Origin of the sequence: Enterococcus pingfangensis (genome assembly GCF_005405205.1) — a bacterium.
In the GTDB taxonomy this organism is placed as follows: Bacteria; Bacillota; Bacilli; order Lactobacillales; family Enterococcaceae; genus Enterococcus_A; species Enterococcus_A pingfangensis.
Genome location: NZ_BJDP01000017.1, coordinates 1 through 12,317, shown reverse-complemented (window position 1 = coordinate 12,317; position 12,317 = coordinate 1). Strand labels below are relative to the sequence as shown.

General features: G+C 39.0%; 10 protein-coding genes. 4 read left to right on the top strand and 6 right to left on the bottom strand.

Annotated features, from left to right (window positions below; genetic code table 11):
- Positions 1 to 281: 281 nt before the first annotated feature.
- Positions 282 to 902, bottom strand: a complete 621-nt coding sequence (locus FFM63_RS09200; protein ID WP_137609997.1) for a hypothetical protein — start codon at positions 900 to 902, stop codon at positions 282 to 284.
- Between the two features lie 191 nt (positions 903 to 1,093).
- Between FFM63_RS09200 and FFM63_RS09195 the strand changes: the two genes are divergently transcribed.
- A complete protein-coding gene (locus FFM63_RS09195; protein ID WP_137609996.1) occupies positions 1,094 to 1,495 on the top strand; it encodes an organic hydroperoxide resistance protein in 402 nt (133 codons plus the stop codon).
- Between the two features lie 94 nt (positions 1,496 to 1,589).
- On the opposite strand, the gene FFM63_RS09190 is transcribed toward FFM63_RS09195, so the two are convergent.
- Positions 1,590 to 2,924, bottom strand: a complete 1,335-nt coding sequence (locus FFM63_RS09190) for an amino acid permease (protein WP_137609995.1) — start codon at positions 2,922 to 2,924, stop codon at positions 1,590 to 1,592.
- 374 nt (positions 2,925 to 3,298) lie between these two features.
- On the opposite strand from FFM63_RS09190, the gene FFM63_RS09185 reads away from it, so the two are divergent.
- Complete coding sequence (locus tag FFM63_RS09185) at positions 3,299 to 3,541, top strand: GlsB/YeaQ/YmgE family stress response membrane protein (protein WP_137609994.1); 243 nt, start codon at positions 3,299 to 3,301, stop codon at positions 3,539 to 3,541.
- A 233-nt stretch (positions 3,542 to 3,774) separates the two neighbouring features.
- On the opposite strand, the gene FFM63_RS09180 is transcribed toward FFM63_RS09185, so the two are convergent.
- The 4 genes from FFM63_RS09180 to mdxK all read right to left on the bottom strand — a co-directional run bounded on the left by FFM63_RS09180 (position 3,775) and on the right by mdxK (position 8,620).
- Positions 3,775 to 4,569 carry a metallophosphoesterase gene (locus tag FFM63_RS09180; RefSeq protein ID WP_137609993.1) on the bottom strand — a complete coding sequence of 265 codons (795 nt, stop codon included), beginning with the start codon at positions 4,567 to 4,569 and terminating at the stop codon, positions 3,775 to 3,777.
- An 85-nt stretch (positions 4,570 to 4,654) separates the two neighbouring features.
- Entirely contained in the window at positions 4,655 to 5,662 is a 1,008-nt protein-coding gene (locus FFM63_RS09175; protein WP_137609992.1) for a LacI family DNA-binding transcriptional regulator, read from the bottom strand.
- 20 nt (positions 5,663 to 5,682) lie between these two features.
- Positions 5,683 to 6,342 carry a beta-phosphoglucomutase gene (gene pgmB, locus FFM63_RS09170; protein ID WP_137609991.1) on the bottom strand — a complete coding sequence of 220 codons (660 nt, stop codon included), beginning with the start codon at positions 6,340 to 6,342 and terminating at the stop codon, positions 5,683 to 5,685.
- Positions 6,335 to 8,620, bottom strand: coding sequence for a maltose phosphorylase MdxK (gene mdxK, locus FFM63_RS09165; RefSeq protein ID WP_137609990.1), 2,286 nt, complete (start codon positions 8,618 to 8,620; stop codon positions 6,335 to 6,337). Before mdxK ends, pgmB begins: the two co-directional genes overlap by 8 nt.
- Positions 8,621 to 8,960: 340 nt before the next feature.
- On the opposite strand from mdxK, the gene FFM63_RS09160 reads away from it, so the two are divergent.
- Entirely contained in the window at positions 8,961 to 11,138 is a 2,178-nt protein-coding gene (locus FFM63_RS09160) for a PTS transporter subunit IIBC (protein WP_137609989.1), read from the top strand.
- Positions 11,139 to 11,168: 30 nt separating this feature from the next.
- On the top strand, positions 11,169 to 11,978 hold the full coding sequence (locus FFM63_RS09155; protein WP_307723009.1) for an endonuclease/exonuclease/phosphatase family protein: 810 nt from the start codon (positions 11,169 to 11,171) through the stop codon (positions 11,976 to 11,978).
- Positions 11,979 to 12,317: the final 339 nt, after the last annotated feature.

Genomic DNA, 12,317 nt, shown 5'->3' with positions numbered 1-12,317 from the left:
TGAAATAGCATTAAATAGGGAATAACTATGTCGTGTTTCTTCCTATTATAATGTATGTGTTGTAACATTAAAATAATCACTTTTGATTATTACGAGCTAGAATCCTTAGTCTATAAGGGTTCTAGCTTTTTTTGTTTGGGAATATATCGGTTATATACTTAAATACAGTCTTGTTCATAAATCATTATACTGGTAGTCCTCATCATGTTTGCCCGGCATAATAATAAACAGCAAAAAATCCGAACAAATTTTCTTTGTTCGGATCAGTAAAATTCAATTTTTTATTGAAGGACTTCGATCATGACGTCTGTTTGATCAGCGGGAACGTTTCCAGCGTAATTCGGTGTTGCTAATGATAGTCCGCCATGCAGATTATGAAAGAGATAGAGGTCACCGGATTGGTTATTGGCGTTTATCGCACCAGAAATCTGCGAGCCGATTGAAAGTGCGGTGCTTACTTTCACTTTGCGAATGTCAGTCGTATTGGCTGAAAAAATTCGAATCGTTTTAGCAGAAATATTTTGCATCGTAAGATTATAGACAGCTTCTTGATCAGATCCTGAGTTAAATGTGATCTGATTGGTATTTGTATTGATATTGATCGATTCGGGTACATTCATCCCATCAAAGTAAAAAGTTGCATAGCCACCAAATTCACTGCTGGAAACAAAATCTTGCTGTGACTCTGGAGCGGCTGAAGTACTAGTAGAGACCGTTTCAGTGCTTGACTGACTGATTGTTGTTGAGGTTTGGGGATTGCTTGATGAGTCAGTATTCGCTTGTGTGGAGCTTATGGTGACTGAATCACTAGAAGCTTTTTTATCTGAATTTTGAGCTGGGGTGCGCGTACAGCCAACGAGTAAAAAGGCTGCAGCTAGACAGATCATAAAGAGTTTTTTCAACGAAAATCCCTCCTTCTTACTCTGATTATAGCAAAAAAACAATAATTTGTAATCGGTTGCACAAATTTTTTTGTCTTTACTAGAAAAACTTTTTTGTTTTATCGAAAACGCCTTCTTTTATGAGCAGAATCTTTGTATTATTAAATAATAATAAGTAAACTAATAATTAAGAAGAAAAGGAGTGAGAAAATTTGAAAAAATTATACGAAACAGCAATGATCAACCATGGTGGACGTGACGGAGAAGTCCAAGCACCAAACGGTAGTATGAAAATGAAAATTGAAGCGCCTTCTATTCACGCAGAAGGAACAAATCCAGAACAATTATTTGCGGCAGGCTATGCATCTTGTTTTAACGGTGCCGTTCATCATATGTTAGAAGAACATAAACTTGAGTCAGATTCAGAAGTTAAAGCACGTGTGTCTTTATTCCAATTAGATGATGGTGGTTATAAAATCGGAGTGATTTTAGAAGTATCATTACCTGGTGTAGAAAAAGCAGAAGCACAAAAAATTGTTGAAGAAGCACATGAATTCTGTCCATATTCAAAAGCAACTAAAGGAAACATTGACGTTGACGTTGAATTAGTCTAGTTATTTGATCCCTCGTAATTTCGAGGGATTTTTTTAATTATTGAATCCGCAAAAATGTCCGATCACTTTAAATAAGAAGTGATCGGACATTTTTTTATGCTTGTTCAGTTAGTGGATCTGTTTGTTTTTTACGATAGCTGAAAAAAATCACCAGATAGATACCAGCGGTGAAAAGTGTCACTCCGATTGGATTATTCATCAGAATACCGATGAAGATCAACCCAAGGACTACGATCACTAATCCGCTGAAGAAGCGTTCACTATTTTTTTCTTTTCTCAGCGCCAAAACAAAGGCTGCCACGCTGATCAATAACCAAGTAAGCAAAACAGAATAAGATAAAGAACCAACTAGGTAATTAAAGAGCTGATTGCCTAGGAAGTAAGATAGGACCACACCAAGATAAAGTGTACCGGTACAGAATAAAACTGCTCGCTGCGGTACTTGGTGTTTGTTTAAAACAGCTAGTTTTGAAGTAAAACCGGTGTTTTCTCGTACTCGGAAATACAATGTTCTAGATGAAGCGTAAACTCCAGAATTAATCGAAGAAAACAAAGCCAATACGATGACAAAGTTGACGATATCAGTTGCAAAAGGAATGTGCATTTTTTGGAAGACCATCACGAAAGGACTAGCAGTAGTTGCTGCCAAAGCATCCCAACGATAAATAATCAAAAGCAAGGTCATTGGTACGATGTAAAATGAAATAATTCTTCCCATAACACCTTTGATCGCTTTAGGGATCGCAGTTTTAGGATCTTCTGCCTCACTGACTGTAATAGCAATCAATTCAGAGCCGCCATAAGAGTAAATCACGACTAAAAGCGAATTCACTAGTCCATTCAAACCATGAGGAGCAAAGCCGCCATGACTATTCATCCGAGCGAATGTATCAAGAAATCCGATTTTAAAGATTTCATGACCGACCAGATAGACACTGAAAATAATCAAAATGATAATTACAGCAATTTTGATGAAGGCTAACCAATACTCTGTTTCCGCGAATAAACGAACGGAGTATAAATTGATCAGTGTAGTTAAAAATGCTAAGGCTAACACGAAAACCCAAGAAGGGACGTGGGGGAACCATAACTGCATAAAACTTGCAGCAGCGACCGCTTCAGCGATGATATTGACCATCCATAATGACCAGTACAACCAATCGATAAAATCTGCGGTTCGTTCACCTAGAAAAGGCTTGATGATCCCGGATAATCCATGAGCATTATCGCCACTCAAAACTAAGCGTCCTAAGCCGTTCATAACAATAAAAAGTACTAAACCGCCGAGTAAAAAGGCTAGAATAACGGAAGGTCCGGCAATACCGATCGCTTCACCACTGCCTTTGAATAGGCCGGCTCCAATCGCACCACCGAGCGCCAACATCATAATATGGCGCGAAGTCATTTGTTTTTGTAGCTTGTTTTCCATAAAGTTCCTCGTTTCTCACAATAGATAGAATAATTTGTAGATTTTAAATATTCAGATAATTATCCGTCTATAATACCAAAATATTCAGACAATTCTATTTTAATGAAAGAAATTTCATTTTATTTTCATGGTTAGAAAATAATCATTTAGTATTTGTTAAAAAACTAGACTATTTTAATTTTAATAGAAAAAATATTGCGAATGAACAAATTGATAAGCCACATTTATTAGAAAAGCTAAATCTAATTCGGGATAAGAGTGTCTATAAAAAAATACGGTTCATTAAGCAGGATTTAAGCAAAATAATAGAAAAAAATGAAGATTATTTGTAAAATAAAGGTGTAATCATTCTATATAGAAAGAAGGAGAGGCAAATGAGTTGGTTATGGACGTTGATTATTGGTGCAGTAATCGGTGCGGTTGCAGGAGCAATTACTAAAAAAGGCGGATCAATGGGTTGGATTGCGAACATTATCGCTGGTTTAGTTGGTGCTGCGCTCGGTCAAGCATTGCTTGGTTCTTGGGGACCTAGCTTAGCAGGGATGGCGTTAATTCCGTCTATTATCGGTGCAGTGATTGTCGTCGTAGTAGTTTCCTTCTTTATAGGAAGGAAATAACGGGTCTCTTTTCAATTAATAGATGCGTTCCATTATGAAAATAAGCTGATTGGTGTTTTACTGAAATCGTCAGTGTTCAGTCGCAGTTGACTACACAAGTCTCTGAATGGGGAAAAGTTAGATATCTTCCATTTAGAATTCTTGATTTAAGCCAGCTGCGGCTGTTTTTTGTATTCAACGATAAATTTTGATCATTCTTTCGGAAAATCAAAATCGGAATTACAAACGCTTCTCTATAAATGAAAATATAAAATTTCGGGTGTCACTCGAAAGCGCAGCGGAGGTCCCGTTGTTCCCAAGCCAGTGTTGACGACTAGGTTTGTTTGCGGCGTTAATTGATAAATTCCTTGATCATAGAGTTTCGAGCCAAAATTTTTGTAAGGAAAAAGCGGAAATCGAATTTGCCCACCGTGACTATGGCCGGCTAAAATCAAATCAAAGTGCTCAAGTTTTGGTAAATGTTTGATTTGATCGGGTTCATGGATCATCAGAATAGAGAAGTCAGCTTTTTCTGGCTTTGTGCTGTAATCGGGTCGCCCCATTTGACCATCATCAATTCCTGTCAGACTTAATTGATCGACGAGTCTGCTTTGATTGGTTAATAAAATAAAGCCGCCAGCGGTCAACATATCACTAACCGCTTCATGGCCATCACGGCGATAATCATGATTGCCTAAAATCGCAAATTTACCCTTTGGTGCGTTGATCCGAGCTAATTGCCGGCTGACGGCTGCTGAGTCATGCGTTTGCCAATAGCGCTCATTTTCAATCAAATCGCCGGTAAACAAGACAATATCCGGCGTTGCTTGATTTAATCTAGCAATGATTGAATCAAACCGTTTGGGTTTATAAAAAGCCGAGAAGTGGCTGTCACTAATTTGCGCGATCGTCAGTCCATCATTGGTCCCCGTTTGGATGGATAGTTTTGTATCTTTTGTGAATTTAAAATGTTTCTCAGTCAATTGATAAGTCAAGTAGCGGCAATAGAGTAGAAAGACGATTACGAGTACGCTTAAAAATAAGAACATCTATACCACTTTCTTTCTGATTTTTTGCCAGTATAGCCAAAAAAGCGACCTGCCGCAAGTTGGGCAGGCCGCTTTTAACGGTAACTTAAATCGCACGGACCGTTTCTCTTTGGATCAAATGATGCGGTACGACTAATTGAACACCGCTGGATTGTTGCTGATTGATTTGTTCCAGCAATTTTTGTGTACCTAAACGACCAAGGTCAGAAATATCAATATCGATCGTTGTTAAATAAGGATGGACCAATGTCGCAAAAATTGAATTGTTAAAACTGATAACCGACAGATCGTCTGGAACAGCATAGCCATGCAAAGTTGCCAATTGGATCATCCGCAAGGCAAAAATATCGTCAATCACGACTAAGGCTGTTGCGCCAGTTTCTTTGATCACTTCAGGAAATTGTGTGTAGTCTTCCAGTTGGAGCATCGTTAAAGGCGGCTGAGTAGGCAAGCCTTGCAGCATCATCGCTTCTTGATACCCAAAGTAGCGTTCAAAGAAAATGACTTCTTGATTGACATTTGAGACGAATAAAATATTTTTATGCCCCTTAGCAATCAAATATTCCGTCGCTTGTTTGCCTAATAACTGATTGTCATTGTCGACATAAACGATGTCTGTCTCTCTTTTTGCTGGGCGACCGATCAATGTAAACGGAACTTGATTTTGATAAAGGTATTCGGCAACGGGATCATCTTTTTCAGAATAGGCCAAAATAAATCCATCGACTTGTTTCTGACGGTGCATCCGAATAACATTTTCCAATAAGGTCTCACTATTATTGGCTGAAGCAACAGCGGTAGTCACTTGCGATTCTGCGGCTGTTTCATTTATCGCATTCAATAGTTCTAAATAAAGCGGATTGCCCAAACGTTCGCGCGAATCTAATGGAGGCAAGATCACACCTAAAGAATTTGCACGCTGCTTGCCGAGATTTCGGGCAGTGATATTGGGAAAATACCCCATCTCATCCATAATCTTACGCACGCGTTGTTTTGTTTCAGCAGAGATGCTGGGGTGATCATTGATCACGCGGGAAACGGTAGAAGGAGAGACTTTTGCTTTTTTTGCTACATCTTTAACTGTCGTCACGATTTTTCGCTCTCCTCTCTCGATTAATTATCCCACTGTTTTTCTAGAAATGCTAAGGTCAGTTCAGCTGTTGATCCTACTAAGGAAATGTCATTGCCTAATTGCTCAGCTTCTCCGACACCGACAGGGAAGGCACCGCTAGCTTTGATGGCACGAATGCCTGCTTGAGCATCCTCGATCCCTATGCACTCTATAGGTTTTAAGCCGACGATTTCGGCAGCTAAAATGAAAATATCTGGTGCCGGTTTTCCTGATTTGACGGCTGCTGGATCAGCGATTCCGTCAAAATAAGTAGTCAGTTCCATTTGTTTCAATAAAAATGGGCCGTTTTTGCTGGCTGAAGCCAAAGCAATTTTGATATCCGCTTGTTTCAAAGCTTTCAACAAATCCAAAATTCCTGGGTAGACATCTTTTGGTGAAACGGCTTGGATCATTTCAACATAATTATCATTTTTTGTTTTAGCTAGCTGATTAAATTCTGTTTCAGAAAAATCATTTTCGCGCTTGTCGTGTGCGAGGATGAGTCGCAATGAATCTTCGCGGCTGACTCCTTTTAATTTTTCATTGAATTGACGATCAATTGAGATTCCTAGATCATCCGCTAGTTTTTTCCAGGCTAGATAATGGTACTCAGCAGTATCGGTAATCACACCATCTAAATCGAATAAAATGCCTTTAAACATTTGGCTCCTCCTTTTGCAATGGAACCGTCGTTGAATCGCTTAAAGTAATTGCTTCTCCATAAAGCATCATAGCTAAGGCGGGACCATCTTTCAAGTCAATTTGAACTTCTTTTTGATTTACACTCACAGCTAACAGACGGCCGCGATAATTAATATGGAAAGAATAGTCTTTCCAATCAGTTGGTAATAATGGTGCAAAGCTCAATGTGCCTGTGCTTGTTTTCATTTGGGCGAACCCTTGAACGATTGTTAACCAGCTGCCGGTCATTGAAGTGATGTGCAATCCGTCATCAGTGTCGTTGTTGTAGTTGTCTAGATCCAAGCGAGCCGTTCGTTGATACATTTCCATAGATTTATCTGTCAGCCCTAATTCAGCAGCTAAAATTGCATGAATAGAAGGAGAAAGAGATGATTCATGGACAGTCATCGGTTCATAAAATTCAAAGTTTTTACGTTTTTCTTCTTTAGTAAACTGATCACCAAAGAAATAAATTCCCTGTAAAACATCTGCTTGTTTGATGAAGCAAGAACGCAAGATTTTATCCCATGACCAATTTTGGTTTAATGGACGATCTGCTGGACTAAGGTCAGAGGTCGGCATTAAATCTTTGTCCAGGAACGTATCATGTTGAACAAAAATTCCTAGTTCTTCATCTGTCGGGTAGTACATGTGTTCGATAATATCTTGCCATTTTGCTTGTTCTTCTGCAGAAATCGAAACGGTCGCTTGTGCTTGGTACTTTTCATAATTTTCCAAAGTATAAGATAAGACCCAAGCGGCTAAATAATTCGTATACCAGTTATTATTGATATTATTTTCGTATTCGTTTGGTCCAGTCACGCCGTGGATCATATATTTTTGTTGGCGTTTTGAATAATGGACCCGATCTGCCCAGAAGCGAGCGATTTCTGTTAATACTTCTAGACCTTCTTTTTGAATATACGTTTCATCACCTGTATAAGTTGTGTAATTGTAAATCGCATGGGCGATGGCACCGTTACGGTGGATCTCTTCAAAAGTGATCTCCCATTCATTGTGGCATTCAACACCAGTGAAAGTCACCATTGGATATAAAGCACCGTTCAATCCTTGTTGTTCAGCATTGTGTTGGGCTTGCGGCAATTGATTGTGACGATATTTCAACAGGTTTTTTGTGACGTTTGAATCAGAAATTCCTAAATACATTGGAACAGCATAGGCTTCTGTATCCCAGTAAGTTGCACCGCCGTATTTTTCGCCGGTAAAACCTTTTGGTCCAATGTTCAACCGTTCGTCTTCGCCGTAATAAGTCGAAAACAATTGGAAGATATTAAAACGAATCCCTTGTTGTGCCTCATCATCTCCACCGATCAAAACATCGGCTAAAGCCCAACGATTTGCCCAAGCTGCATTTTGTTCTGCCAATAACTCTTCATAAGAAGTGTTGTACTTAGTTAGCAATGCGACAGCTTTTTCACTTTGCTCTGATTCAGGAACATCCCGGCTAGTCAAAATGACGACTCGTTTTTCCAATTGAATCGATTGGTCCGCTTTCAGATCATACGTAAATGTTTCAGCGACTTCTAAAGTGTCTTCTTGCTGCAGTCCAGTCTCGGAGCTAAGATGTTTCATCGCTCCGGTTACTGAAAATTGTTCGATTCCGAAATTATTCGGAATGGTCTGTGTCGTTAAGAAACTGATATCTTTTTGCTGACCACGCAGCTTTTCCAACCAGAACATTTCTTCGTAATTACTATCTTCATTATGGACATTGCTGTCTAATTTAGAAACTATTTTCAGTTTTGCGTCGCCGGCTAAACTTTCAGCGGTAAGCCGGATCACGGCTAATTCTTGTTTGACGACACTTAAAAAACGTTCAAATGTAAAACGGATCTTTGTTTGATCAATCGTTACAACAAAAGAGCGGGTGAGAACACCGTTTTGCATATTCAATTCTAAATCAAAATCTTCAAATTCGGTGACTGCTAAATCAATTTCTTGATCATTGACGAATAGTTTCATCTGAATAAAATCAAGCGCATTGATCACTTTGCCGAAATATTCGGGATATCCATTTTTCCACCAGCCAACGCGCGTTTTGTCAGGATACCAAATACCTGCAAGATACGTTCCTTGATGATGATCACCGCTGTAGCTTTCCTCAAAATTGCCGCGCATACCCATATATCCATTTCCGATACTGGTTAAAGATTCCTGCAGTCGACGATTTTCTTTGTCTAACTTTGTAGTTCTGATTTTCCAAGGGTCGATTTCAAAAAGACGTTGAACTTTTTTCATGATTGTCCTCCTTAAGGTCATAACTCTTCATATAGAAAATAATTTTTTGTTCATCAGTAACTAGCCAATTGGGTGCTCCCGCGGATAATGCTAAGGTGGTGCAGGCGGTATCATTGATCAGCTTGTCAGCTGTGAACTTTCTTAGCTACATAATAAACGCAACCGGTTGCGTAAGTCAAGCGTTAATCGCTTTTTATAATTTTTAGTAGAATTCATCTATAATATTGAATAAAAAATAAATTACTTGAAAGAGTTTACAAAAATGAATGATGAGTATATAATGCAATTTAGCGAAACCGATTGCGTAAAATATTCGCAATAAAAATTAGGAGGAACAAATATGAAAGGAATCAAAAAGATTTTTAGTTTTGAATTTTGGCAAAAATTCGGGAAGGCTTTAATGGTGGTGATTGCAGTCATGCCGGCTGCCGGGCTGATGATCAGTATTGGGAAATCATTACCATTGATCAACGAAAATCTAGGGTGGTTAGTCACGACCGGAGGAGTTGTTGAAAACATTGGTTGGGCCATCATCGGAAATTTACATTTGCTTTTTGCGTTAGCAATTGGCGGAAGTTGGGCAAAAGAACGCGCGGGCGGTGCATTTGCTGCTGGGCTATCATTTATTTTAATTAATCGAATCACCGGTGCGATCTTTAGCGTAAGTTCCGACATGTTAGCCGATCCTGCGGCAGTGACCCATACATTATTTGGACAAAAGATTATGGTCGACGGCTACTTTACCAGTGTACTAGAAGCACCTGCGTTGAACATGGGGGTATTTGTAGGGATTATTGCCGGATTCGTCGGTGCGACTGCGTATAACAAATACTACAATTTCCGGAAATTACCAGAAGTATTGACTTTCTTTAATGGAAAACGATTTGTTCCTTTCGTAGTTATCTTGCGTTCAGTAATCGTGGCGTTAGTCTTAGCACTTATTTGGCCAGTTATCCAAACAGGAATCAATGACTTCGGTAAATGGATCGCAAATTCTCAAGACACAGCACCAATCTTGGCGCCGTTCTTATATGGAACACTGGAACGTCTGCTCTTGCCATTTGGTCTGCACCACATGTTGACCATTCCAATGAACTATACACAATTAGGTGGTACTTATGAAATATTGACTGGCGCACAGGCTGGAAGTCAAGTTTTCGGACAAGATCCATTATGGTTGGCTTGGGCAACTGACTTAGTTAACTTGAAAAATGGCGGAGACACAGCACAATATCATCAAGTGTTAACACAATGGACACCGGCACGTTTCAAAGTCGGGCAAATGATTGGTTCGACTGGGATCTTAATGGGACTGACTTTGGCGATGTATCGCAATGTTGATCCTGATAAAAAGAAAAAATACAAATCAATGTTCCTTTCTGCTGCAGTCGCTGTCTTTTTAACTGGAGTAACTGAACCATTAGAATTTATGTTTATGTTTGTGGCGGTGCCATTATATGCTTGCTATGCGGTCATCCAAGGGGCTGCTTTTGCAATGGCGGATTTGATCAATTTGCGGGTCCACTCATTTGGGAATATTGAGTTGTTGACGCGGGTACCGATGGCATTGCGTGCTGGGCTAGGTAATGACTTGCTTAATTTCGTATTGACCAGTATCGCATTTGGCGTATTCACTTATTTCTTCGCAAACTTTATGATCAAGAAATTCAATTATGCAACACCAGGACGAAATGGTAATTATGAAGTGGATAATGAAGAAACAAACACAACGACAAACGGAACTGTTTCAGCTGATTCACAAATTGTAGACATCATCAATCTTTTAGGCGGTCCACAAAATATTACTGATGTTGATGCATGTATGACACGCTTGCGGGTAACGGTAGCAGATAAAACGGCTGTTGGAAGCGAAGAAAATTGGAAAAAAGCTGGGGCGATGGGGCTTTTAGTTAAAGACAACGGCGTACAAGCAGTCTATGGACCCAAAGCCGATATCCTTAAATCAGATATTCAAGATCTATTAGACTCAGGCGCAACAATACCGGCAAGCAATTTTCAAGACAATGCAATAAAACCAGAGACACCGTCAACTTTCAAAGGACTGCATGCAGAATTTGTTGCTCCAGCCAATGGCGAGTTGATTCCAATCGATAAAGTGCAAGATGAAGTGTTCTCACAAAAAATGATGGGTGAAGGATTTGCAGTTGTACCAGAAAATGGTGAAATCGCTAGCCCGGTGTCAGGAACAATCGTTTCAGTTTTTCCGACAAAACATGCGATCGGCATCAAAACCGCTGACGATATTGAAGTGTTGCTTCATATGGGGATCGATACAGTGGATCTAGGTGGAGACGCGTTTGAAATCAAAGTTGCTGAAGGTGAGCAAGTGAAAGCTGGCAAAATTGTAGCAGTCGCTGATTTAGCTAAAATTGAAAAAGCAGGAAAAATGACAACGATGATTGTCGTATTTACCAATGGTGACAAAATCGAAAATTACCATTATGATAAAACAGGACTTGTTTCTCGCGGAGAAGCAATTGGAACAATCGATTATTAAAGCGGGGCGGAAACAATTAAAGTACTAACATTGAACACGCATAGTTGGATGGAAGAAAAAGATCAACAACAGATCGAAGTGTTGGCTAATAAAATTGCTAAAGAAGAATTTGATTTGATCGGCTTGCAAGAAGTGAACCAGCTTCTTGCAAGCCCGTTAGCCAAAACTGACCAATATTTCCAACCAACGACAGATCAACAGCCAATTCATCAAGACAATTTTCTGTTTTGTTTAATAGAACAGTTGAAAAAATTAGGCTGCTACTATTATTGGAGTTGGACCTATAATCACATTGGGTATGACATCTATCATGAAGGGATCGGTTTATTATCGAAGACGCCGATAGAAGCCGACAGCCAAGTGGTATCTGAAAGTTCTGATCCAGCAGATTATCATACAAGAAAAGCGATGATCGGCGAAACAACGATTGCGGGAGAAAAAGTCATCGCAGTGAGCGGTCACTTTTCGTGGTGGCAGACAGCAGATAAAACTTTTGCATATGAGTGGCATAAGTTAGAAAAAATCTTAGCTGAACAACAAGCGGCGCTAGTTGTTATGGGAGATTTCAACAATGATGCAAAAAAAATCGGCGAAGGTTATGACTTGATTCAGGAAAGTCCATTAGCTTTACAAGATACTTTTGCTGTTGCAAAAATTAAATCTGGGGAGCATACCGTGGAGAAACAGATCGATGGTTGGGATACAAACGCTGAAAAATTGCGGATTGATTATATTTTTACTTCTAAAAATTTCAAGATAGAAAGCTATCAAGTTGTTTTTGACGATAAAAATGCGCCTGTAATTAGTGATCACTATGGTGTAGCAGTAACGATGGATTAGCAATTTGCTAATCCATTTTCCATTTTGTTGAAATAATTTTGAAAAATCATTGAAAAGTGTTTGACATTATTTTTCAATATGATATTATCAATAACGTTGCTGAAACAAGTTGATATGACAACGGAAAATAATTGTTGACAAGCGTTTTGTTGAATGTTATTATTTCGAAGTTGTCAATTGTGTTTCAAAACTTCTTTCACAAAATTGAAAAAAGTTATTGACATTCATTCAGCAAGCTGTTAAGATATAAAAGTTGCTGAAACAAAGCGACAAACAATGTAGACCTTTGAAAACTGAACGAATAAAACAAACCAAATGTGTAGGGCGTTTCTATTTAAT

Bases quoted from the DNA above. Each gene is read 5' to 3' on its own strand.
- FFM63_RS09190 (WP_137609995.1), bottom strand. From the start codon at position 2,924: ATGGAAAACAAGCTACAAAAACAAATGACTTCGCGCCATATTATGATG.
- FFM63_RS09185 (WP_137609994.1), top strand. From the start codon at position 3,299: ATGAGTTGGTTATGGACGTTGATTATTGGTGCAGTAATCGGTGCGGTT.
- FFM63_RS09180 (WP_137609993.1), bottom strand. From the start codon at position 4,569: ATGTTCTTATTTTTAAGCGTACTCGTAATCGTCTTTCTACTCTATTGC.
- pgmB (WP_137609991.1), bottom strand. From the start codon at position 6,342: ATGTTTAAAGGCATTTTATTCGATTTAGATGGTGTGATTACCGATACT.
- mdxK (WP_137609990.1), bottom strand. From the start codon at position 8,620: ATGAAAAAAGTTCAACGTCTTTTTGAAATCGACCCTTGGAAAATCAGA.
- FFM63_RS09160 (WP_137609989.1), top strand. From the start codon at position 8,961: ATGAAAGGAATCAAAAAGATTTTTAGTTTTGAATTTTGGCAAAAATTC.